This is a genomic window from Stappia indica, assembly GCF_020177335.1.
Lineage (GTDB): Bacteria > Pseudomonadota > Alphaproteobacteria > Rhizobiales > Stappiaceae > Stappia > Stappia indica_B.
Genome location: NZ_JAIVMG010000013.1, coordinates 25,103 through 45,274 on the forward strand (window position 1 = coordinate 25,103; position 20,172 = coordinate 45,274).

Sequence of the window (20,172 nt, forward strand, 5' to 3'; positions counted from 1 at the left end):
TTTTTTGCGATGGGTTTCATGGTTCTGGGCGTGCTGGCCGGCAGCGTGCCGGTTGCCGCGGCCTCCTCCGAGCCGGTGGTGCTGACGGTCCTGGAGGAAACGGCCGCAGGCGAGGGCGTGCGGGTCACCTTCACGGCGCCGCAGCTTGAAGCGCTGGGGCTGAGGCGAATCGAGACCGAAACCCCCTGGAGCAATGGTTCGGTGGTGTTCGAGGGGCCGCTGTTGCGCGATGTGCTGGCCAAGGCCGGGATGCAAGGGGAGAGCCTGAAGGCCGTGGCACTCAACGACTATCAGGTGATGATCCCAGTTTCCGATGTCGCCGCCTTCGACGTCATCCTGGCGACCCGCGCGGATGGCAAGGCCATCGGCGTACGCGAGCGCGGACCGGTCAGGGTGATCTATCCCTGGTCGGAGCAGGAGGAGTTGCAGGCCGAACTCTACTATGCCCGGGCGATCTGGCAACTGCGGTCGATCTCGGTGCTGGCGGGGCCGCGACAGTGAGGCGTCCCATGCTTCCGCCTGGCGTTGTTCGCCTGTATGTTCGGTTGTGCCTGAGGATGACGGCGGGGATGTTTGCCGTCCGTGCCGATAGGCTCCTTGCTGGCGGCCTCTTCGTCGGTGGCAAGCGGAGGGCAAGCAGGCTCGGGATCTCTATCTGGTGGACGGGGGCGAGATGGAAACCGGGGTGAAATGGGTTCGGACCCTTTATTTCTTTCTGCTTGTCGGTCTTGCGATCATCACAGGTTCGCTGTTCGTCGTGGTGTCGACGCTCAACAAGCAGTACGATGTCAATTCCGCCGAACTCCGCCAAAGCCTCATTTGGCACAGCGCGCAACTGGTTGTGGAATATCAGCGGCTTCTCCATTCGGTCGATACGCTGATCGTCCATGACGGCGGGGCCAGCTATGGCCAGGAGGTCGCCTCCCGCTTCGATATCCTCTGGAGCCGCGCGTCCCGGCTGAATGAGGGGCCTGTCGGCGAGAAGCTCACCGTGGCGTCAGGGTTCGAAACCCTGACAACGCAGATGAGCGATATGGTGACTCGCGCCGAACGATTGATTCCTGCGGTTCGTACCGGTGATGTGGAGCGCGCGCATGAGTTGCGAGACATTCTCACCGAGCTGTCGCCGGCACTGGAGCGCTATCGCTCGGCGGTCTACAAGCTGCAACTGGATGCGGCGGCGCATCAGCGGGATGTGCTGAACGGCACCGTCGACACGGTGACCTTCCTGATCATCGGCCTGCTGGTGGCTGGCGCCTCGGTCGCGGGGTTGCTCTTGCGCGATCAGAACCGGTTGATGCGCCTGCATGAGATGCTGGAACGCCGCGTGATTGCCCGTACCGGGGAGTTGGCCCGGGCCAATGCCGAGTTGCGCGCGGCGAACGAGCGTCTCAGCCAGTTCAACAATCTCGCCTCGCATGACCTCAAGGAGCCGGTGCGCAAGATCACCGTGTTCAGCGATCTGTTGCTGCAAGGGGTGGCGGACAAGGACGAGGAGACCATCGGCTACGCGGCCAATGTGATGCGGGCCTCCGCCGGTCGGGCAAAGGCGCTGATTTCCAACTTGCTCGACTATTCGGCGGCCTCGGACCGGACCATGGACCGGGAGCGGGTATCGCTGGGGCTGGCGGTGGAGCGGGCTTGCGAGAACCTGTCGGAGCTGATTCGCGAGCGCGGCGCGCAGGTGACGGTGACCGGCGGCGAGGCGGTGGTCGAAGGCGATCCGCTGTTCATCGAGCAGCTGTTCCAGAACCTCATTGGCAATGCGGTGAAGTTCTGCCGTCCGGAGGAAACGCCCCGTGTGACGGTGGAGATCGTGCAGGACGAGGCGGGGCACGCCCGCCAGGTGCATGTGCGCGACAATGGCATCGGCTTCGACATGCGTCATCAGACCCATGTGTTCGAGCCGTTTCGCCGGCTTCATGCGCGCGATCAGTTCTCCGGAACCGGAATGGGGCTGGCGATCTGCGCCGCCATCGCCCACCGCCACGGCTGGCGCATCGGCGTATCGAGCCAACCGGGGGAGGGCTCGGACTTCTTCATCGATCTGGCTGGAAGCACTCCACCGGAACCGGAGGTGGCGGAAACGTCATCGACCGTCGCCGCCACCGCCACTGCTACCGGATAGGCCTCAGGCCGAGGTGCGTTTGCCGGCCGCGCGCGCGGCAAGGGCAATGGCAATGAAGCTCCAGCCGTTGAACAGCACCGAGGCGCCGGCCAGCACGCCGAGGGCCCAGACCGCCGAGGTCGGAAATTCGAACCAGATGCACAGGCCGGCGATGGCGGAGATGATGCCGGCGGCCAGCACCCAGCCCCACCCATCATGCGGCCGGATCTTCAGGGAAAGCAGCACCTGGGCGATGCCCTGGGCCAGCAGCACGGCGGCAACCACGAGGGTCAGCGCGGCGGCACCCACCACCGGATTGAAGTAGACGGCGATGCCGCCGACGAGCGCAATCGCACCGGTGGCGATGTCCCAGATGAAGCCGCCCCAGCCAGAGACGGAGAAGGCGTGCCAGATCTGCAGGATGCCGCCGACGACAAAAACGGCGGCGATGACCAGCGTCACGGCAATGGAGCTGGCCAGCGGCAGGGTGATCATCAGCATGCCGCCGATCACCAGCATGATGCCCAGGGCCAGGAACCAGCCCCATTTTTCGCGAACGGTTTGGGTGACCGAAAGAGTGGGTGTGTCAGTCATGGCGGGATCCTCGTCTTGAGACCGTGAGAGTTCCGGAGTTCCGGCTGGGGGATCGCCCCTCGCGCGAGCCGATCCGATGTTTCAACGGAAAATATATAAGGCCAACTTATTTCTCTTTTGTCATCGTCTGCTTTTTTGCCGAAAGGCGCGATCCTGGCGGTATCGGGCCTCTGGCATTTCCGCCGGCAATGGGCTATCTGCGCGCCATGACACGCAATGCCAACATCGATCCGGCTGCCCGCAGCACCGACATCCTGCCCCCTTGCGTCATCCTGTGTGAGCCGCAACTGGGCGAGAACATCGGCACGGCGGCCCGTGCCATGGCCAACTTCGGCCTGAGGGACCTGCGTATCGTGCGCCCGCGCGACGGCTGGCCGAGCGAAAAGGCGCGCGCGGCGGCGAGCCGTGCCGACCATGTCATCGATGCGGTCAAGGTGTTTGACACGGTCGAAGAGGCGGTGGCTGATCTTTCCTTCGTCTTCGCCACGACCGCGCGGATGCGCGAGGTGGCAAAGCCGGTGCGCGGTCCGGATGAGGCGGCGGAAACGCTGGTGGCCCACGGCGCGCGGGGGGCAGCGACCGGCTATCTGTTCGGCCGGGAACGCTGGGGCCTCAACAATGACGAGGTGGCGCTCGCCAACGAAATCGTCACTCTGCCGGTGGATCCGGATTTCGCCTCGCTCAACATCGCCCAGGCGGTGCTTGTCTGTGCCTATGAATGGCGGACGAAGGCCAACGCCGGTGCCTTGCCCTTCCGGTTGGACGAGACGGTCAATCCCCCGGCCAGCAAGGACGACGTGATTCGCCTGTTCGAGCATCTGGAAGGTGCTCTGGACGGGGTCAATTTCTTCCGTCCGCCGGAGCGGCGCCCCTCGATGGTGCGCAACTTGCGCAATATCTTTCAGAAGGCATCGCTGACCGATCAGGAAGTGAAGACCCTGCGCGGGGTGATCGCCGCCCTGGAACGGCGCCCGACCCGGCCGCATGATGGGGCCGAGGCGGCAGAGGCCGGCGACACTGGCGACACGGCGACGGACTGATCGGCGACATGACCGGCGCCGCGCCTGTTCTGGTGTTCGATAGCGGCGTCGGCGGCTTGAGCGTTGCCCGGCGGATCCGGGCGTTGCTGCCCAGGCTGCCGATTGTCTACGCGGCCGATGATGCGGCCTTTCCCTATGGCGATCTGGCGGAACCGGTGCTGGTGGAGCGCTGCCGGTCGCTCATTGGCGATCTGGTGGCCGTGCATGGCCCACGCGCGGTGGTGGTCGCCTGCAACACCGCCTCCACTTTGGTGTTGCCACCGCTTCGGGCGGCGCTGACCATTCCGGTCGTCGGCACCGTTCCGGCGATCAAGCCGGCGGCGCAGCTGACGCGGACCGGGCTTGTTTCGGTATTGGCGACCCCGGGGACGGTGAAGCGCGACTACACCTTCGATCTCATTCACCGCTTTGCGCCCGATACGGCAATCACGCTGGTCGGGGCGCGGCGTCTGGCCGGGCTGGCGGAGGATGCGCTTGCGGGTGCGCCGCTTGATGAGGCTGCGCTCCGCCGGGAAATCGCTCCCTGTTTCGTGGAGAAGAACGGTGCGAGAACGGATGTGGTGGTGCTCGCCTGTACCCATTTTCCGCTTCTTGAGGACGCGCTGCGGCGGATCGCGCCCTGGCCGGTGACCTGGCTGGATCCCGCCCCGGCGATCGCCCGTCGGCTCGCCGAGGTGCTGGGCGAAAAAGGCGCCTGCGGACCCGCGCCGGCGGATGGGACGCCGGTGGATCTGGCGCTGGCGAGCTCGGGCCGGGATCTCACCTGGCTGACGGCGCGGTTTTCGGGCCGTTGACAGGCGGGGTGTTTCCAGCGCGCCGGGTTTGACATGGCCCGGGGTTTCGGCTAGGGATGCGCTCGCTTGGCGGGCCGCTTTGGCCCGCTTCAGCGTATTTGCACACCCCCGCGAACCTTTTGCCGGCGCTGTTTGGCCGAAGGTTCTGTCGCTTCCGGGATGGCCGTGGGTCAGATTCGGAAGAGAGGAGGGCGTGTTTCCTTGATAAACAAGACACACCAAAGGAACCGCGTATGTCCAAGCGCCACGGAGTAAAGTACAAAATCGACCGCCGGATGGGCGAAAACATCTGGGGTCGTCCGAAATCTCCGGCCAACCGCCGCGAATATGGCCCGGGCCAACATGGCCAGCGCCGCAAGGGCAAGCTGTCCGACTTCGGCATCCAGCTGCGCGCCAAGCAGAAGCTCAAGGGCTACTACGGCAACATCTCCGAGAAGCAGTTCCACAAGATCTACGTGGAAGCCGCGCGCCTCAAGGGCGATACCTCCGAGAACCTGATCGGTCTTCTGGAGCGGCGCCTTGATGCGGTCGTGTACCGTGCCAAGTTCGTGCCGACCGTCTTCGCCGCGCGTCAGTTCATCAACCACGGCCACGTCAAGGTCAACGGCCGCCGGGTGAACATCGCCAGCTACCGTTGCAAGCCGGGCGACGTGATCGAGGTTCGCGAGAAGTCCAAGCAGCTCGCCATCGTTCTGGAATCCGTCCAGCTCGCCGAGCGTGATGTGCCGGACTATGTGGTTGCCGACCACAGCAAGATGACCGCGACCTTCTCGCAGGTTCCGCAGCTCGCCGATGTGCCGTACCCGGTGCAGATGGAGCCGAACCTGATCGTCGAGTTCTACTCGCGCTGATTATTTCCTGCGCCCAGGCGCAAGGACAGAAGAACACGGGGCGCGCCATTGCGGCGCGCCCTTTTTGTTTTGCTTGTTGTTCGGCCCCGGCTGCGCAAGCGGCGAGCCTTGAGAGCTTGTATCCGATTGCCCACTCGGCGCTTTTCACATTCCGCAATTAGAATATGATCACCTCCTAAGGGAGGAGCTCCGATCATGACGATTTCCAGACGACAATTTCTGCAAGGTGGCGCCGTGGCCACGGGCGGCGCCCGTATGGCGTTGAGCGGGGCCGCTGGCGTCGGCGCCGGTGCGATGCTGCGCCCCCATGTCGCCCGAGCAGAAGCGGCGCATAGGTTTGCTCTTGGCGAGACCAAGGTCACGGTGCTGACCGATGGCGGCTTGACGCTGCCCGCCTCGACGTTGGCGGCGAATGTGCCGGAAGCCGAGCGGACCGCGTTCCTCACTGGCCATGGCCAGGATCCGGTCACCCGGGCGAGCGCGCTGAACATCACCCTGTTGCAGCGGGGGGACGCGCTGATTCTGGTGGACACCGGCGCGGGCATGAATTTCTTCGAGGATGCCGGGTTGCTCGCCGACAGTTTCGACAGTGCCGGGATCGACCGGGAGGCTGTGACCCATGTGCTGCTCACCCACGCCCATCCCGATCACGTCTGGGGCATCATCGACGATTTCGACGAAAGCGAGCGTTTTCCCAATGCCGAGTACCTGATGGGCGCGGCGGAGTGGGATTTCTGGATGAACCCGGATTTCCTGACGTCGACGCCGGAGGAAATCCATTCCTTTGGCCTCGGGGCGCAGCGCAATCTTGGTGCGGTCGCCGAAAAGGTCACCCGGGTCGGCGCGGATCATGCGGTGGTGCCGGGCGTCACCATGATCGCAACGCCCGGGCACACGCCGGGGCACATGTCCGTGGTGGTCGAAGATGGCGGTGCGCAACTGCTGGTGACCGGCGATGCGCTCACCCATCCGACGATCTCATTCGAGCGGCCGGACTGGCAGCCGAGCACCGATCAGATCCCCGAACAGGCGGCGAAAACGCGGCGTGCGCTGCTCGACCGCGTGGCGACCGACGGGCTGATGCTGGTGGGCTACCATCTGCCCTGGCCGGGTGTGGGTCGGGTCGAGGTCAAGGATACGGCCTGGCGCTACGTTGCTGCCTGATCAGGGGCGTCAGATCGCGCTGAAGGTCAGCGGATTATTGCCGATCCGCTGGCCGTATCAACGCCGGCTCCGGCCGGGCTGGCGCTGACCCCAACGGCGCCGGCGGAAATCTCCGTGCCGCCCTGTGGCGCCGGGCTCAGCACCGCGCCACCGACCGATGCGGAGACGCAGCCGCCAAGGGCAAGGGCAAGGGCAAGGGGCGCCAGCAGCAACAGGACAACAGGCCGCATGGCGCGGGCTTTGGCGGCAAAGGGACGGTTCGGCAAGGCTGGCAACTCCTCACGTTATGGCGGTGGGCGGGCAGGCTGTGCGCGGGTCGCGGGCGAAAACAGCGGGAGAAGATTGGCCGGCGAACATGACCGAACCGTGATCTCGGGGCAAGACCGGCCTCGCGCCGCCTTGCCTTGCGCGGGAAACGCGGGCATTGTGCCGCGCCATGGATCCCCAACAGAGCCTTGAACAGCCCGTCATGACCGACGCCTCGGCCACTGCCGACCGCCCCTTGCCGTCGCAGGAAAGCGACTGCCCGCCGCTTTTCCGCAACGCGCCGTCCTCCGTCGCCTTCAAGAAGCTGCGCAAGCGGCTTTTGCGCGAGGTGCGCGAGACCATCGACCGCTATGGCATGTTGCCGACGGAACCGCGCGCGCGGCCGCCGCGCTGGCTGGTCTGCCTGTCTGGCGGCAAGGACAGCTATACGCTTCTGGCCGTGCTGCTCGATCTGAAATGGCGTGGGCTGCTGCCGGTCGATCTCTTGGCCTGCAATCTGGATCAGGCGCAGCCGGGCTTTCCCGCCGATGTGCTGCCGGCGTTCTTCGCCGCCCATGACATTCCGCATCGGATCATACGCGAGGACACCTATTCGATCGTCACCGACAAGGTGCCGGCCAGCAAGACCTATTGCTCGCTGTGTTCCCGGCTGCGGCGCGGTCTGCTCTACCGCACGGCGCGGGAGGAGGGGTGCGAGGCGATCGTGCTCGGACATCACCGCGAAGATGCGCTGGAAACGATGCTGATGAACCTGTTTCATGGCGGTCGTCTGGCGGCGATGCCGCCGAAGCTGCTCAACGACGAGGGCGACCTGTTCGTGCTGCGGCCGCTGATGGGCTCGGCGGAAGCCGACATCGGGCGGTTTGCCCGGGCGATGGCGTTTCCGATCATCCCGTGTGACCTGTGCGGTAGTCAGGACGGGCTGCAGCGGGCGGAGATCAAGAAGATGCTGGAAGGCTGGGAGCGGGACAACCCGGGCCGGCTCGGCATCATGGCGCGGGCGCTGTCTCACGTGCGGCCCTCGCATCTGCATGATCCGGCGCTGTTCCCCTTCACCGAGCTTGCCATTGATGGCGCGGCGCCGGCGGGAGCCCATGAAGAGGCGGACCCTTGCGGGGCGGCGGCCGCCATGAATGCGCGGATGTTCGCCGCCGACTGACCCGACCCATCCCCGATTTTGTTTCAGAAGCCGGGAAGGGGACCTTTCCCGGCTTTGCCTTTCCTGTCGCCCGCAGTTGCCGGCGCCTGTTTTTTCTCGGAGCCCACCAAGATGACCACCCCCATGCCTTGCGGCATCGACTTCGGCACGTCCAATTCCACCGCCTCGGTTCTGGGCGCGGATGGGGAGAGCCGCCTGCTGCCCCTGGAAGGGGCAAGCGCGGTGCTGCCCAGCACGCTGTTCTTCTCCTTCGAAGACCCTTCCGTGCGTTTCGGCCGGGCCGCAGTCGGCGCCTATGTCGAGGGTGTCGAGGGGCGGTTGATGCGGTCGCTGAAAAGCGTGCTTGGCTCCAGCACCATGGCGGAGAAAACCACGATCAAGGCGAAGCGCTGGAGCTTTTCCGAGATCATTGGCCTCTATCTGGGCCAGGTGAAACGCCGCGCGGAAGAAGCGGCCGGCCAGCCGTTCGACAAGGTGGTGCTGGGCCGCCCGGTGCATTTCGTCGATGACAACGAAGACGCGGACCGGCGCGCGGAAGGGGAGCTTGAGGCGATTGCCCGCGCCTCCGGGTTCGACACCGTGGCCTTTCAGTTCGAGCCCATTGCCGCCGCTCTGGAATATGAGCGATCAGTGCGGCGCGAGGAACTGGCCGTGATCATCGACCTGGGCGGCGGCACCTCCGATTTCGCCATCGTGCGGGTGTCGCCGGAGCGCCGCCGCAGTCCGGACCGGCGCGAGGACATTCTCGCCAACACTGGCGTGCATATCGGCGGTACCGATTTCGACCGGTTGCTCAGCCTGAAGAAGATCATGCCGGCGCTCGGCTATGGCACGCCGACCCGCAACGGGGACCGGGACTTGCCGAACTGGGCCTATTTCGAGCTGGCCACCTGGCACCGTATCAATTTCCTCTATGCGCCGCAGGTCGACACGCGCCTGCGTGGTCTGAGGCAGGATGCGGCCCGGCCTGAGCTGGTGGACCGGCTGATGGCGGTGGTTTCCGAGCGTCAGGGACATGCGCTGGCCGGCGCGGTGGAGGAGGTGAAGATCGCCCTGTCCGACGAGGCGGAGCACCGGTTCGCCTTCCCGCTGCCGGAGGAGGATCTGGATATCGAAGTGCTGCGCACGGATTTCGTGGCGGCGATCGAGCGCGCTGTTGGCGGCATCGAGACGGCACTTGCCGGCTGCCTGCAACAGGCCGGCGTCGGCGCGGAGGCAATCTCGTCGGTGTTCCTGACCGGCGGCTCCGCGTCCGTGCCCTTCGTGCGCGAGCGGCTGACACGCCTGTTCCCGCAGGCCGACGTGGTGCAGGGCGATGTGTTCGGCAGCGTCGGCGCCGGGCTGGCGCTCGATGCGGCACGCAAATACGGAACGGGGTAAGCGCCCTAGGACCCCTTGCTCGCGCTGAGCCCGTTGGCGGCGCCGACGGGGCGGTTGCGTACGAGGATGACAAGGCCGGACTTGGCTTCCTCGGCGCCTTCGCTTGCCAGTCCGCCGTAGGCGCGGCAGGTGTCGGCGTCGCTGACGCTGCTTTGCGGGGTGAAGACCATCAGGTCGACACAGGCGATGCGTCGAAGGCGGCTGTCATTGTCGGCGGCCATGGTGACAAGGCCGAGCCCCAGGCTCAGTGCGAAGCCGATGCTTGCGAGTTTGACAATCCGCATGGGTCCGGTCCTTTCGGTGGCGGTCGTCCCAGATGTGGACTGAACAATGCCCTACCTCAGGTGTGTCTTGCCTGAAGGAAGCATTCATCCGATGTTCAGCTTCGGTGATTCGGAAAAGAATGCCTAGTCTTTAAGTTTTGCAAAAAAAATGGCGGATCGACTTTGATCCGCCATGTGTTAACCATTTGTTAACGGATTTTTCAGGCCGACTGGCCCGTCTTTATTCCCTTCTCGGCGAAATGTGCCTGAAGTTCCTGGTTCTGGAACATTTCGCGGATGATGTCGCAGCCGCCGACGAACTCGCCCTTGACGTAGAGCTGGGGAATGGTCGGCCAGTCGGAGAAGCTCTTGATGCCCTGGCGAAGGTCATCGTCTTCCAGCACGTTGATGCCCTTGTAGGGCACACCGATGTAATCGAGGATCTGCACGACCTGGCCGGAGAACCCGCACTGCGGGAAGGCGGGCGTGCCCTTCATGAAGAGAACGACGTCATTGGTGTCGACTTCGTTCTTGATCCAGTTTTCGATGCTCATGGGTCGTCCTTTCGTTCCGCCGGGGTCAAGAGCCGGCGAGCGGGGGATGGGTGTTCTCAGTCCGGAGCGCTGGTCTGAAGCGCCAGGGCGTGCAACTCGCCGCCCATGTTGCCCTTCAGCGCCTGGTAGACCATCTGGTGCTGCTGCACCCGGGTCTTGCCGCGAAAGGCATCCGAGACAACGACGGCGGCGTAGTGATCGCCGTCGCCGGCGAGATCGCGGATCTCGACCCGGGCGTCGGGAAGGGATGCCTTGATCAGCGCCTCGATCTCACGTGCCTGCATTGCCATGTTCATATCCTTTGTGCCGGGGCGCCCTGATGCGCTCCAGTGCCACGTCTGCGCCGTCAGGCGCCGCTCATGTAGTCCGGGAACCAAGTCTCGTGGCTCTCGCGGAGCTTTGCAACGGATATGGTGAGAATGTCCTCAGCCGTCAAATCGGACCCGGTGACGGTGCCGATCTCCACCAGCTCGATGCCGGCGTCGAGCGCATCTTCCGTCACGGCCGCGACCTCGGCGGGGGAGACCGCGAGAACGTAGCGGCCCTGATCCTCGCCGAACAGCGCCGCATGGGCCGGTGCCGGCACCTTGACGCGGCAGCCGCGGTCGCCGGCCATGGCCATTTCCGCCAGGGCGACGGCGAGGCCGCCGGAGGAGATGTCGTGAACGCTGGTCACCCGGCGGGCGCGGATCAGCGCGCGCACGAAATCGCCGCGACGGCGTTCGGCGGCCAGATCGACCGGCGGCGGAGCGCCGGTCTCGGAGCCGACGATGTCGCGCAGATAGGTGCTCTGACCCAGATGGGTGCCATGACCGCCGATCACCAGCAGGATGTCGCCGTCATTGGCGAAGGCAAGGCTGGCGCGGGTGTCGACATCGTCGAGCAGGCCAACGCCGCCCATCGCCGGGGTCGGCAGGATCGCCTCGCCATTGGTCTCGTTGTAGAGCGAGACGTTGCCCGAGACGATCGGCATGTCGAGCGCGGAACAGGCGGCGCCGATGCCCTTGATGGCGCCGACGAGCTGACCCATGATTTCCGGCTTTTCCGGATTGCCGAAATTGAGGTTGTCGGTGGCGGCCAGCGGCTCGGCGCCGACGGCGGTCAGGTTGCGCCAGCACTCGGCGACCGCCTGCTTGCCGCCCTCGAACGGATCGGCCTCCACATAGCGCGGGCAAACATCGACACTGAAGGCCAGTGCCTTGCCCTTGTCGCCAACGCGGATGATGCCGGCGTCGCCGCCGGGGGTGGCGACGCTGTTGCCCTGCACCAACGTGTCATACTGCTCGTAGACCCAGCGGCGCGAGGCGCCGTTGGCATTGCCGACGAGTGTCAAAAGGGCTTCGGCATAGTCGGCCGGCTCGGCCACATCCTCGGCGGCGAGCACCGCGCGCTTCGGGCTCTCGATCCAGGGGCGGTCGTATTCCGGCGCCTCGTCGCCCAGCTCCTTGATCGGCAGGTCGGCGACCGTGTCGCCCTGGTGCCGGACAATGAAGCGCAGGGTGTCGGTGGTGACGCCGACGATGGCGAAGTCGAGGCCCCATTTGCGGAAGATCGCTTCCGCTTCGGCTTCCTTTTCCGGCCGCAGCACCATGAGCATCCGCTCCTGGCTCTCCGACAGCATCATCTCATAGGCGGACATGCCGGTTTCGCGCACCGGTACCTTGTCGAGGTCGAGGTCGATGCCGAGGTTGCCCTTGGCGCCCATCTCGACCGCCGAACAGGTGAGGCCGGCGGCGCCCATGTCCTGGATCGCCACCACCGCGCCGGAGCCCATCAGCTCCAGGCAGGCTTCGAGCAGGCATTTTTCGGTGAAGGGGTCGCCGACCTGCACGGTCGGGCGCTTCTCGTCGATGGCGTCATCGAACTCGGCGCTGGCCATGGTGGCGCCGCCGACGCCGTCGCGCCCGGTCTTGGCGCCCAGATAGACCACCGGCAGGCCGACGCCTTCGGCCTTCGACAGGAAGATGCCATCGGCCGGGGCGATGCCGGCGGCGAAGGCGTTGACCAGGCAGTTGCCGTTGTAGCGGGCGTGGAATTCCACCTCGCCGCCAACCGTCGGCACGCCGAAGGAGTTGCCGTAGCCGCCGACGCCGGCGACGACACCGGAGACCAGATGGCGGGTGCGCGAATGCTCGGGCGAGCCGAAGCGCAGGGCATTCATCGCCGCCACCGGGCGCGCGCCCATGGTGAACACGTCGCGCAGGATGCCGCCGACCCCGGTGGCCGCGCCCTGATAGGGCTCGATGTAGGAGGGGTGGTTGTGGCTCTCCATCTTGAAGACCACGGTCTCGCCATCGCCGATATCGACGACGCCGGCGTTCTCGCCCGGCCCCTGCAACACGCGCGGGCCTTCGGTCGGCAGGGTCTTCAGCCACTTCTTCGACGATTTGTAGGAACAGTGCTCGTTCCACATGGCGGAGAAGATACCGAGCTCGGTGAAGCTTGGCGTGCGCCCGATCAGCGCGAGGATGCGCTCATACTCGTCGGGCTTCAGGCCATGGGCCTCGATCAGGTCGGTGGTGATCTCGATATCGTTGGGGATCATGTTCGGTCCGGAGCTTGGCGGCGAATTGTGATGCCCGTTTAGCAAAACGGATCGGCAAAGGGAATTGCAGACATCGCCGCAGCCCGGTCTAATGCGTCAATAGACGCTTGCCGGAGAGTTTTCTTGACCGTTACCCGACGCCTTCACCTGATCCTGCACGGAAAATCTGCGATCCGGGAGGATGTGCGCGCGGCCATTCGTACCCTGCGCGAGCAGGGGCACGGGGTCGATGTGTCCGTCACCTTCGAGGCCGGGGACGCGGCCCGGTTCGCCCGTGAGGGCATGGCGCGGGCGTGGGCCGGCGAGACCGACGTGATCGTTGCTGCCGGCGGCGACGGCACGCTCAACGAGGTGGTCGCCGCCGGGCTCTCGGCCCAGGAGGGCGGGAAAGAGAGCGCCACCTTCGCGCTCTGGCCGCTGGGCACTGCCAATGATTTCGCGCAAGGGCTGGGACTGCCGGTCGCCGATCCGCTGGCGGGCTTGCGGCTTTGCGCGGAAGGCAAGGTGCGGGCGATCGACGCGGGCAGTGTCAATGGCCGCTATTTCATCAACCTGGCCAGCGGCGGCACCGCCACCCGGATCACCACCGAAACCGATCCGGCGGCCAAGCGGCTGCTCGGCGGCGCCGCCTATCTGATCGCCGGGGTCAGCCGGATCGGCGACCTCACGCTCTCTCATGCGCGCTTTACCAGTGAGGGCTTTTGCTGGGAGGGGGAATTCGTCGCCATGGCCGCCGGCAACGGTCGTCAGGCCGGCGGCGGCATCGTCTTGTGTCCGCACGCGCGAATCGATGATGGCGAGCTGGATCTGACCATCGTGCCGCTGCCCGATGCGACCGGGATCCGCAATCTGGTCGGTGGGCTGCTGCGCGATGGGCGCAATCACCTGCCGGAGTTCACCGAGACCGTCCGCTTCCGTGAGCTGGTCGTGGAAAGCGCGGTGCCCCTGTCGGTCAATCTCGATGGCGAACCGATGTCCGCCGACCGGCTGGAGATCAAGGTGCATCCGGGCGCGGTGCGGTTCGTCACCGGCGATGGGGCGGGCTGAGAAGGCGGGGGAGCCCGATCAGCGTCCGCTGCCGAGCGTGGAGGGCTGTTCCAGCGCGTAGACCACTTCGGCGATTTCGTCGAAGCGGGCGGAAATGGCGGCCTGTGCGTCCAGAAGGCCGCGATTGTAGAAGGCGGCGCCGATTTCCTCCGACAGGAAGCGGAGGAAGATATCCGCATCGAGCGTCCCGATCTCAAGATCGAATTCATCGCGCAGGTGGTCGCGGATACGCCGCGCAAGCGCGGCGCTCTCTTCCTTGCTGAACTCGATCTTTGCCACGGGCGGGCTCCTCTTCCGCCGGGACCCGCCGGGTTGCTGCGCCCGGTCAGGCGGCGGCGAAGGCGCCGGCGATGCTTTCGAACAGCCGGCGTCCGTCGGTGCCGCCCTGCAGCCGCTCCACCAGATTCTCCGGATGCGGCATCATGCCCAGCACATTGCCGCCCTCGTTGAGGATGCCGGCGATGTCATTGATCGAGCCGTTCGGGTTGGTGTCGCGCGCATAGCGGAAGGCGACCCGGCCGGTGTCTTCCAGGCGGGCAAGCGTGTCCGCATTGGCAAAGTAGTTGCCGTCGTGATGGGCGATCGGGCAGCGCCAGACATCGCCCTTGGCGAAGTTGCGCGTGAACGGGCTGTCGGTGGAGACGGTTTCGAGCAGCACCTCACGGCAGACGAAGGTCAGCCCCTTGTTGCGCATCAGCGCGCCGGGCAGCAGGCCGGCTTCGGTCAGCATCTGGAAGCCGTTGCACACACCGAGCACCAGCCGGCCGGAGGCGGCGAACTCGGCCACCGCGCGCATGATCGGCGCGCGGGCGGCGATGGCGCCGGAGCGCAGGTAGTCGCCATAGGAAAAGCCGCCGGGCAGCACCACCAGATCCACATCGGGCAGGGCGGTGTCGGCGTGCCAGACGGAAACGGGATCCTGGCCGGTGACCGTCTTCAGCGCGTGGGCGATGTCGTGGTCGCGGTTGGAACCGGGAAAGACGATGACGGCGGATTTCATGGCGTGCGTTCCGTTCGTTCAGACCAGAAAAAACGCGGCAAGAAGGGCCAGCGTGGCGGGCAGGGCGATGAACACCGCGGCCTTGATCAACAGAAAGCGCAGGGCGCGGGCACTGTCGTCATCCATCGGCGTCTCGCCTTGTCCTTCAAAGGATCTCGATAGCGTAGTTTTCGATCACCGTGTTGGCGAGCAGCTTCTCGCACATGTCTTCAAGGCTGGCGCGGGCCGCGCCGGCATCTGTCGCGTTCAACTCGACATCGAAGACCTTGCCCTGGCGCACACTGTCGACACCGGCGAAGCCGAGCGCGGCGAGGCCGCCTTCGATCGCCTTGCCCTGAGGGTCGAGGACGCCGGTCTTCAGGGTCACGGTTACACGAGCTTTCATCGGTTTCAACTCTCCAGAGCGCGGTCGCTTGCGGACGGTCGCCCGTCCGTCTCGCGCCGCTTCTACCGCGCCGGCACCGCGGATGAAAGCCTCTTTTGCACAAGGGGGGCGATCCGCCGCGTTCGGGCGGCCGCGGCCCCCCCTGTGCACCCTCGGGCGGGGGCTACTTCACGCGGCGTATGCGCGTTTGCGCCAGGTAGCTTCTCAGGTTCGCTCTGGCGAGCTTGGACGAGGTCGCCATCGATATGATCATGACCCCGCGATCCTGCTGAACGATCTCGCGGGCGGCGAGGTAGAGCCGCTCTCCGCGGCGGTTGCGCAAGGTGACGAGGTAGTCGAAACCAACGTAGTCACGTGTCCCGACCTTACGGATTGATGTGATGTTGATCGCCTTTTTCGAGGCGACCGAGATGACACCGCTCATTGCGCGAAACAGCTCCGCAGACACGAAATCCCTGCGGATCGCGGTTTCCAGATCGCCTCTGAATCTCTTGTTGACGAGAACGATGACCTGCGGTGAACGGCATCTCGATGGCGAGCAAACGTAGGTCGTCTTGCCGTCAATCTTGGTGGCGATCCAGCCGGGCTGCGCAAAGGAAGAGGTGATCGCGCCGGGTTTCAGGCCGGTGGTCTGGCACGCGGCCAGGGAAAGGCCGGCTAGGATGATCAGTGTGACCCGGATCCGTGCGAATGCTTGCAGGGCAGGGGCAGCTAAACGGAATGTGTGAGGCATGACGTTGAAAGGCCTTTTCAGAAAATTGCGTTGCAAAATCGAGGTCTGAAACTCAGGGGCGATTTTAGTGGGCTGCGTTCGGTTTGCCACTGAGAAAGGTATGGGAAAAAGGTAGCGGCGGTCTGGCCGCCAACGCCGGCGCCGTTGCCGGCAGACTCGCCGATCAGCCGGGCAGCCCGTCCATTGCCGGGACATCCTGCAGGTCCGAATCCCAGCCGGCGCGGTCCGCGCAGCAGATGTGCGCGTTCGGGCGGATGTCGATGGCGCTGTCGAGGCTGCCCGCCGGGACGACCAGCAGTCCGCCCTCCATCTGGACACCTGGAACCGCTGAGCCGCAGGTGCGGCAGAAGCTCTTTTCATGCCGTGTGCCCGGAACCTGGTAGGTGGTGATGTTGTCCTGCCCGGCGGCCCAGGTGATCGTCGCTGTTGTGGAGAACAGATTGGCCGCGTGGGCGGACCCGGTGTCCTTCCGGCAACGTGCGCAATGGCACAGGAAGAAACAGTCGAACGCGCCGGAAATCTCGAAGCGGACGGTGCCGCACTGGCACGCGCCATGATGGGTGTGGGGCATCGAGATCCTCATGTCTCTAGGCATGGCCGCGCTCTGCCTGCATGCGGCCGGCATGGCGGCGATGGCGGGTGGATGAATGCGGGTAAAACTAGAGACGACGTCTTTGACGTGCAATGGCATGCGGGCCCAAATGTGTGGGCGATGCGCGCGGGGCAAGAAAAAACCCGGCGGGCGCGCGGCCTGCCGGGTTTTTTATGCGTGTTTCGCGGGATGGCCGTGCGGTGGTGCGCTGGCTCCCGGATCGCGCCCGCGTTACTTGACCAGCACCGGGCCGGAGCCGGCGGGGCGGTCGTTGTCGTTGAGGATGCCGAGGCGGCGGGCCACCTCCTGGTAGGCTTCCAGCATTCCGCCGAGGTCGCGGCGGAAGCGATCCTTGTCCATCTTCTCGTTCGACTGGATGTCCCAGAGACGGCAGCTGTCGGGCGAGATCTCGTCGGCGACGACAATACGCATCATGTCGCCTTCCCACATCCGGCCGCATTCGATCTTGAAATCGACGAGACGGATGCCGACGCCGAGGAACAGGCCCGACAGGAAGTCGTTGACGCGGATCGCCAGCGCCATGATGTCGTCCATCTCCTGCGGGGCGCACCAGCCGAAGGCGGTGATATGCTCTTCGGAGACCATCGGATCGTCGAGTTCGTCGTTCTTGTAGTAGAACTCGATGATCGAGCGCGGAAGCTGCGTGCCCTCTTCGAGGCCGAGACGCTTGGACAGGGAGCCGGCGGCGACGTTGCGCACGACGACCTCCAGCGGAATCATCTCCACTTCCCGGATCAACTGCTCGCGCATGTTCATGCGGCGCAGGAAGTGAGTCGGGATCCCGATCGCGTTCAGGTGGTTGAAGATGTACTCGGAGATCCTGTTGTTGAGGACCCCCTTGCCATCGATGATCTCATGCTTCTTGTTGTTGAAGGCGGTGGCATCATCTTTGAAGTGCTGGATCAGCGTCCCCGGTTCGGGGCCTTCATAGAGGATCTTGCCCTTGCCTTCGTAAATGCGCCGGCGGCGGTTCATGGGCACGTACCGTGTTGGTGAAAGAAAATCCATGCTGGCGGAGGTTGCTCCGGTCGGTTCGCCGTCTCATCCCCAAGGTATCGGTTCCTGAAGGGTCTGAGCGCGGCTGCTGCATCATCGGCCCCCCGCTAGATGGCGCGGAACCTACACGATCGCCCGGCAAAGTACAATCGAAGCGGGGCAGAGAAATTCGCCGCCCTTGCCGCCAGGTCGGGCAAGCGGGGCGCAATGCGTGTTCCGATGCCGATCTCGCGTTGATTTGGCCGGTGTGCGAGGATATGCAAAGGCGCTCTTTCATCCCTATATGGGGACTATCGGGATAGATTCTTCCAGGACCCCGTCACGAGGCAGGAGAAACAAGTATGACCACGTTCGACAATCGCGAAGAGGCGTTTGCCAACAAATTCGCCCATGACGAGGAACTTCGGTTCAAGGCCACGGCCCGGCGCAACAAGCTGCTCGGACTGTGGGCCGCCGAAAAGCTCGGATACGATGCCGCGAAGGCCGAGGAATACGCCAAGGAAGTGGTCCGTTCGGACTTCGAGGAGCCGGGCGACGAAGACGTGTTCCGCAAGATCCGCAAGGATTTCGACGACGCTGGCGTCGAGCAGTCCGATCATCAGATCCGCCGGACCATGGACGAGCTGATGCACACGGCCACTGAACAGATCCGCACCGAAGGCTGATCCGCGTCGCCGGGCCGCCTGCCTGCCCGGCTTGAGGACTGCGCATGGGCCGGTCATCCGGCCGGACCATGCGCGGCGCGGCGCGAGAATCGCCGCCAAGGCGCCCGGGACTCCGGGCAGGCCTCCCGTCTCTCCGTAAGGCCCGCGTCTTCCCGCAGCCCTCCGGCAGGCCTTTCGGACCCTCGCCGGTTCCCGAAAGGTTCCCGTCATGACGGCTTCTTCCGCTTCCCCATCCCTTGCCGAACGGCTGCGCCGCGATGAGACCATCGTCACCGCCTGGTCGAGCCTTGCGGTGCCACTGCTGGCGGAGGCCCTCGGGCGGTCCGGCTACGGGGCGGTGACGCTCGACATGCAGCACGGCCAGCATGACATCGCCTCGGTACGCGAGGGCATTGCCGCAACCCGCCTGTCGGGCGCGCACAGCGTGGTGCGCACACCGGTCGATGATTTCGCCAGTGTCAGCCGGGTGCTGGATTTCGGCGCCGAAGCGGTGATCATGCCGATGGTCAATTCGGTGGATGACGCGCTGGCTCTGGTCGGGGCGGCGAAATACCCGCCGATGGGCGCCAGAAGCTGGGGGCCGCATCGGGCCGCCATGCTGAAGGGGGAAAGCCCGGCGGCGTATCTTGCCGGCGCCAATCGCGAGACCCTGACGTTGGCGATGATCGAAACGCCGGCAGCGCTGGAAGCGCTTGACGAGATCCTGGCGGTCGATGGGCTGGATGGGGTGTTCGTCGGCCCGGGCGATCTGTCGCTGACCCTGTCCGGCGGCGCCGAGGTGGTGCCCGGCAGCGACCAGGTGCAGACGGTTGCGGCGGATATCGCCGCAAGGACGCGGGCGGCCGGAAAGATTGCCGGTATCTTCTGCAATGCCGCCAAAGACGCCCGAGGCGCGCAGAAGATGGGCTTCCGCTTCATGGCCCATGGGGTCGACATGAGCCTGTTGATGGAGGCGGCCGGCGCGGCCAGCGCCGTTCTCGACTGACGGGACGGGTTTTGCGTGTTTGCCCCTATCGGACAAACACGCTGTGACGGCGTGCCACAGCAAAATTCCCGATTTCGCTATCTATGATAGCGCCATCGAGCGGCGTGGCCGGGGGTGGGGCCTTGAGAGGCGATCCGGCACGCCGGAGGTTTGCCTGAGGTTTGTCCGCCATGTGGAAAGTCGCTGCCCTTCTGGCCATTGTCATCACGCCGGCGATGGCCGGCGTTTTCGCGCTCATGCCCATGACCTTCTACGGGATCAACGATTATGCCCCGTGGCTGCTGGCCGCCTTTGCCGGGGTGGGCGCGCTGCTTGGCCTGCCGGTCAGCTATTTCGTTGCCCGCCATGTCTACCGTTTGACCGGCGGTGGGCGCGGCGCGGCGTGACGCCTCCCCCCTTGACGCCCCGGGGAATGCGGCGCGGGTCCCTTGAATGCAAAACGGGCGAGGCCATGTGCCTCGCCCGTTTTCGTTGTCAGAGCGTTTTCATCAGATAGGCGAAGGAAATCAGCCCATCCGGCCAGGGGCCGTGGCCGCTGGCAAGGTCGATGTGACCGGATTCGCCCGCGTCCTGGAAATGGGCGCCCCAATCGCTCGCCATCTTGTGGGCGGTGTCGAAGGCGCAGGACGGGTCCGTGCGGCTGGCGACCACCCTTGCGGTGAACGGCAGCGGTCCGGTCGGCCGGGGGTGGAAGCCGGTGATGTCGCAATGTGGGGCCGGATCGGTCTGCCCCAGATCCGGCGGGGCGACGAGAAACGCGCCGCGCACCTTGCCATGCTCGAAATGACGCGCCGCGTGGGCGACGGTGAGAACGCCGAGGGAGTGGGCGACCAGCACCACCGGACGCTGTGCCTCCGCGACCGCCTCGACCAGCCCGTCCATCCAGGCCTTGAACACCGGCGCATGCCGGCCCGGCAGCTCGACGAACCGGGCATTGGCCATTTTCTCTCGCCAGCGGTTCAGCCAGTGCCCGGCCGGGATGTCGCCCAGGCCGGGAACCAGCAGAATGTCGGCGTCGGCGATCTTCATC

The 20,172-nt window shown here is 65.4% G+C and carries 26 protein-coding genes; 12 read left to right on the top strand and 14 right to left on the bottom strand.

Features of this window, described 5'->3' with window-relative positions; all coding sequences use genetic code 11:
• Positions 1–9: 9 nt before the first annotated feature.
• Positions 10–501 (top strand): molybdopterin-dependent oxidoreductase, encoded by a 492-nt coding sequence (locus LC062_RS16595; protein ID WP_224912146.1) that lies wholly within the window; start codon positions 10–12, stop codon positions 499–501.
• 184 nt (positions 502–685) lie between these two features.
• Positions 686–2,128 carry a sensor histidine kinase gene (locus LC062_RS21505; protein WP_224912147.1) on the top strand — a complete coding sequence of 481 codons (1,443 nt, stop codon included), beginning with the start codon at positions 686–688 and terminating at the stop codon, positions 2,126–2,128.
• Between the two features lie 3 nt (positions 2,129–2,131).
• Here the strand turns inward: LC062_RS21505 and LC062_RS16605 are convergent, their stop codons facing one another.
• Complete coding sequence (locus LC062_RS16605) at positions 2,132–2,701, bottom strand: HdeD family acid-resistance protein (protein ID WP_224912148.1); 570 nt, start codon at positions 2,699–2,701, stop codon at positions 2,132–2,134.
• A gap of 206 nt (positions 2,702–2,907) precedes the next feature.
• On the opposite strand from LC062_RS16605, the gene LC062_RS16610 reads away from it, so the two are divergent.
• The 4 genes from LC062_RS16610 (at position 2,908) to LC062_RS16625 (ending at position 6,550) form a co-directional block, all read left to right on the top strand.
• Entirely contained in the window at positions 2,908–3,741 is an 834-nt protein-coding gene (locus tag LC062_RS16610) for an RNA methyltransferase (RefSeq protein ID WP_224912149.1), read from the top strand.
• 8 nt (positions 3,742–3,749) lie between these two features.
• Positions 3,750–4,535: a glutamate racemase gene (murI, locus tag LC062_RS16615; RefSeq protein WP_224912150.1), complete on the top strand. Its 786-nt coding sequence runs from the start codon at positions 3,750–3,752 to the stop codon at positions 4,533–4,535.
• Positions 4,536–4,768: 233 nt separating this feature from the next.
• Positions 4,769–5,386, top strand: a complete 618-nt coding sequence (gene rpsD / locus LC062_RS16620; protein ID WP_224912151.1) for a 30S ribosomal protein S4 — start codon at positions 4,769–4,771, stop codon at positions 5,384–5,386.
• A gap of 195 nt (positions 5,387–5,581) precedes the next feature.
• Positions 5,582–6,550 carry an MBL fold metallo-hydrolase gene (locus tag LC062_RS16625; RefSeq protein ID WP_224912152.1) on the top strand — a complete coding sequence of 323 codons (969 nt, stop codon included), beginning with the start codon at positions 5,582–5,584 and terminating at the stop codon, positions 6,548–6,550.
• 26 nt (positions 6,551–6,576) lie between these two features.
• Here LC062_RS16625 and LC062_RS16630 read toward each other — a convergent pair whose 3' ends face one another.
• On the bottom strand, positions 6,577–6,780 hold the full coding sequence (locus tag LC062_RS16630) for a hypothetical protein (protein ID WP_224912153.1): 204 nt from the start codon (positions 6,778–6,780) through the stop codon (positions 6,577–6,579).
• Positions 6,781–7,019: 239 nt separating this feature from the next.
• Between LC062_RS16630 and ttcA the strand changes: the two genes are divergently transcribed.
• On the top strand, positions 7,020–7,976 hold the full coding sequence (ttcA, locus tag LC062_RS16635) for a tRNA 2-thiocytidine(32) synthetase TtcA (protein WP_224912154.1): 957 nt from the start codon (positions 7,020–7,022) through the stop codon (positions 7,974–7,976).
• Positions 7,977–8,087: 111 nt separating this feature from the next.
• The gene (locus tag LC062_RS16640; RefSeq protein WP_224912155.1) at positions 8,088–9,356 is read left to right on the top strand and encodes an Hsp70 family protein; all 1,269 of its coding nucleotides are present in this window, start codon (positions 8,088–8,090) and stop codon (positions 9,354–9,356) included.
• Positions 9,357–9,361: 5 nt separating this feature from the next.
• Here the strand turns inward: LC062_RS16640 and LC062_RS16645 are convergent, their stop codons facing one another.
• The 4 genes from LC062_RS16645 to purL all read right to left on the bottom strand — a co-directional run bounded on the left by LC062_RS16645 (position 9,362) and on the right by purL (position 12,718).
• Positions 9,362–9,640, bottom strand: coding sequence for an antitermination protein (locus tag LC062_RS16645; RefSeq protein WP_224912156.1), 279 nt, complete (start codon positions 9,638–9,640; stop codon positions 9,362–9,364).
• Between the two features lie 200 nt (positions 9,641–9,840).
• The gene (gene grxD / locus LC062_RS16650; RefSeq protein WP_224912157.1) at positions 9,841–10,173 is read right to left on the bottom strand and encodes a Grx4 family monothiol glutaredoxin; all 333 of its coding nucleotides are present in this window, start codon (positions 10,171–10,173) and stop codon (positions 9,841–9,843) included.
• A gap of 56 nt (positions 10,174–10,229) precedes the next feature.
• Complete coding sequence (locus LC062_RS16655; RefSeq protein ID WP_181758698.1) at positions 10,230–10,463, bottom strand: BolA family protein; 234 nt, start codon at positions 10,461–10,463, stop codon at positions 10,230–10,232.
• A 56-nt stretch (positions 10,464–10,519) separates the two neighbouring features.
• Positions 10,520–12,718, bottom strand: a complete 2,199-nt coding sequence (purL, locus tag LC062_RS16660; protein WP_224912158.1) for a phosphoribosylformylglycinamidine synthase subunit PurL — start codon at positions 12,716–12,718, stop codon at positions 10,520–10,522.
• Positions 12,719–12,841: 123 nt separating this feature from the next.
• On the opposite strand from purL, the gene yegS reads away from it, so the two are divergent.
• Complete coding sequence (gene yegS / locus LC062_RS16665) at positions 12,842–13,765, top strand: lipid kinase YegS (protein WP_224912159.1); 924 nt, start codon at positions 12,842–12,844, stop codon at positions 13,763–13,765.
• Between the two features lie 18 nt (positions 13,766–13,783).
• Here yegS and LC062_RS16670 read toward each other — a convergent pair whose 3' ends face one another.
• From LC062_RS16670 to purC, 7 genes are all read right to left on the bottom strand, one after another.
• Complete coding sequence (locus LC062_RS16670; protein ID WP_224912160.1) at positions 13,784–14,044, bottom strand: DUF2164 domain-containing protein; 261 nt, start codon at positions 14,042–14,044, stop codon at positions 13,784–13,786.
• Positions 14,045–14,090: 46 nt separating this feature from the next.
• Positions 14,091–14,765, bottom strand: coding sequence for a phosphoribosylformylglycinamidine synthase subunit PurQ (gene purQ, locus LC062_RS16675; RefSeq protein WP_224912161.1), 675 nt, complete (start codon positions 14,763–14,765; stop codon positions 14,091–14,093).
• 18 nt (positions 14,766–14,783) lie between these two features.
• Positions 14,784–14,891, bottom strand: coding sequence for a phosphoribosylformylglycinamidine synthase-associated small membrane protein (locus LC062_RS16680; RefSeq protein WP_188478585.1), 108 nt, complete (start codon positions 14,889–14,891; stop codon positions 14,784–14,786).
• Between the two features lie 19 nt (positions 14,892–14,910).
• Positions 14,911–15,150 carry a phosphoribosylformylglycinamidine synthase subunit PurS gene (purS, locus tag LC062_RS16685; RefSeq protein WP_224912162.1) on the bottom strand — a complete coding sequence of 80 codons (240 nt, stop codon included), beginning with the start codon at positions 15,148–15,150 and terminating at the stop codon, positions 14,911–14,913.
• Positions 15,151–15,313: 163 nt separating this feature from the next.
• Complete coding sequence (locus LC062_RS16690) at positions 15,314–15,883, bottom strand: hypothetical protein (RefSeq protein ID WP_224912163.1); 570 nt, start codon at positions 15,881–15,883, stop codon at positions 15,314–15,316.
• A gap of 163 nt (positions 15,884–16,046) precedes the next feature.
• The gene (locus tag LC062_RS16695) at positions 16,047–16,454 is read right to left on the bottom strand and encodes a GFA family protein (RefSeq protein ID WP_224912164.1); all 408 of its coding nucleotides are present in this window, start codon (positions 16,452–16,454) and stop codon (positions 16,047–16,049) included.
• Positions 16,455–16,706: 252 nt separating this feature from the next.
• Complete coding sequence (gene purC / locus LC062_RS16700; RefSeq protein ID WP_224912165.1) at positions 16,707–17,504, bottom strand: phosphoribosylaminoimidazolesuccinocarboxamide synthase; 798 nt, start codon at positions 17,502–17,504, stop codon at positions 16,707–16,709.
• A 329-nt stretch (positions 17,505–17,833) separates the two neighbouring features.
• Here purC and LC062_RS16705 point away from each other — a divergent pair, with 329 nt between their 5' ends.
• The 3 genes from LC062_RS16705 (at position 17,834) to LC062_RS16715 (ending at position 19,528) form a co-directional block, all read left to right on the top strand.
• Positions 17,834–18,157, top strand: coding sequence for a DUF1476 domain-containing protein (locus LC062_RS16705; RefSeq protein WP_224912166.1), 324 nt, complete (start codon positions 17,834–17,836; stop codon positions 18,155–18,157).
• A 208-nt stretch (positions 18,158–18,365) separates the two neighbouring features.
• Entirely contained in the window at positions 18,366–19,142 is a 777-nt protein-coding gene (locus LC062_RS16710; protein WP_224912167.1) for an HpcH/HpaI aldolase family protein, read from the top strand.
• A gap of 170 nt (positions 19,143–19,312) precedes the next feature.
• Positions 19,313–19,528, top strand: coding sequence for a hypothetical protein (locus LC062_RS16715; RefSeq protein ID WP_224912168.1), 216 nt, complete (start codon positions 19,313–19,315; stop codon positions 19,526–19,528).
• Positions 19,529–19,616: 88 nt separating this feature from the next.
• Here LC062_RS16715 and LC062_RS16720 read toward each other — a convergent pair whose 3' ends face one another.
• Positions 19,617–20,171 carry an RBBP9/YdeN family alpha/beta hydrolase gene (locus LC062_RS16720; RefSeq protein ID WP_224912169.1) on the bottom strand — a complete coding sequence of 185 codons (555 nt, stop codon included), beginning with the start codon at positions 20,169–20,171 and terminating at the stop codon, positions 19,617–19,619.
• Position 20,172: the final 1 nt, after the last annotated feature.

What these genes read in the sequence shown, in the direction of transcription:
- LC062_RS16655 (WP_181758698.1), bottom strand. Translation starts at nt 10,463, where the DNA reads ATGGCAATGCAGGCACGTGAGATCGAGGCGCTGATCAAGGCATCCCTT.
- murI (WP_224912150.1), top strand. Translation starts at nt 3,750, where the DNA reads ATGACCGGCGCCGCGCCTGTTCTGGTGTTCGATAGCGGCGTCGGCGGC.
- purS (WP_224912162.1), bottom strand. Translation starts at nt 15,150, where the DNA reads ATGAAAGCTCGTGTAACCGTGACCCTGAAGACCGGCGTCCTCGACCCT.
- purC (WP_224912165.1), bottom strand. Translation starts at nt 17,504, where the DNA reads ATGGATTTTCTTTCACCAACACGGTACGTGCCCATGAACCGCCGCCGG.
- LC062_RS16705 (WP_224912166.1), top strand. Translation starts at nt 17,834, where the DNA reads ATGACCACGTTCGACAATCGCGAAGAGGCGTTTGCCAACAAATTCGCC.
- LC062_RS16630 (WP_224912153.1), bottom strand. Translation starts at nt 6,780, where the DNA reads ATGCGGCCTGTTGTCCTGTTGCTGCTGGCGCCCCTTGCCCTTGCCCTT.
- LC062_RS16645 (WP_224912156.1), bottom strand. Translation starts at nt 9,640, where the DNA reads ATGCGGATTGTCAAACTCGCAAGCATCGGCTTCGCACTGAGCCTGGGG.
- LC062_RS16605 (WP_224912148.1), bottom strand. Translation starts at nt 2,701, where the DNA reads ATGACTGACACACCCACTCTTTCGGTCACCCAAACCGTTCGCGAAAAA.
- LC062_RS16690 (WP_224912163.1), bottom strand. Translation starts at nt 15,883, where the DNA reads ATGCCTCACACATTCCGTTTAGCTGCCCCTGCCCTGCAAGCATTCGCA.
- LC062_RS16695 (WP_224912164.1), bottom strand. Translation starts at nt 16,454, where the DNA reads ATGCCCCACACCCATCATGGCGCGTGCCAGTGCGGCACCGTCCGCTTC.
- LC062_RS16610 (WP_224912149.1), top strand. Translation starts at nt 2,908, where the DNA reads ATGACACGCAATGCCAACATCGATCCGGCTGCCCGCAGCACCGACATC.
- LC062_RS16640 (WP_224912155.1), top strand. Translation starts at nt 8,088, where the DNA reads ATGACCACCCCCATGCCTTGCGGCATCGACTTCGGCACGTCCAATTCC.
- ttcA (WP_224912154.1), top strand. Translation starts at nt 7,020, where the DNA reads ATGACCGACGCCTCGGCCACTGCCGACCGCCCCTTGCCGTCGCAGGAA.
- grxD (WP_224912157.1), bottom strand. Translation starts at nt 10,173, where the DNA reads ATGAGCATCGAAAACTGGATCAAGAACGAAGTCGACACCAATGACGTC.
- LC062_RS16595 (WP_224912146.1), top strand. Translation starts at nt 10, where the DNA reads ATGGGTTTCATGGTTCTGGGCGTGCTGGCCGGCAGCGTGCCGGTTGCC.
- LC062_RS16680 (WP_188478585.1), bottom strand. Translation starts at nt 14,891, where the DNA reads ATGGATGACGACAGTGCCCGCGCCCTGCGCTTTCTGTTGATCAAGGCC.
- LC062_RS16625 (WP_224912152.1), top strand. Translation starts at nt 5,582, where the DNA reads ATGACGATTTCCAGACGACAATTTCTGCAAGGTGGCGCCGTGGCCACG.
- purQ (WP_224912161.1), bottom strand. Translation starts at nt 14,765, where the DNA reads ATGAAATCCGCCGTCATCGTCTTTCCCGGTTCCAACCGCGACCACGAC.
- LC062_RS16715 (WP_224912168.1), top strand. Translation starts at nt 19,313, where the DNA reads ATGTGGAAAGTCGCTGCCCTTCTGGCCATTGTCATCACGCCGGCGATG.
- purL (WP_224912158.1), bottom strand. Translation starts at nt 12,718, where the DNA reads ATGATCCCCAACGATATCGAGATCACCACCGACCTGATCGAGGCCCAT.
- rpsD (WP_224912151.1), top strand. Translation starts at nt 4,769, where the DNA reads ATGTCCAAGCGCCACGGAGTAAAGTACAAAATCGACCGCCGGATGGGC.
- LC062_RS16710 (WP_224912167.1), top strand. Translation starts at nt 18,366, where the DNA reads ATGACGGCTTCTTCCGCTTCCCCATCCCTTGCCGAACGGCTGCGCCGC.
- LC062_RS16720 (WP_224912169.1), bottom strand. Translation starts at nt 20,171, where the DNA reads ATGAAGATCGCCGACGCCGACATTCTGCTGGTTCCCGGCCTGGGCGAC.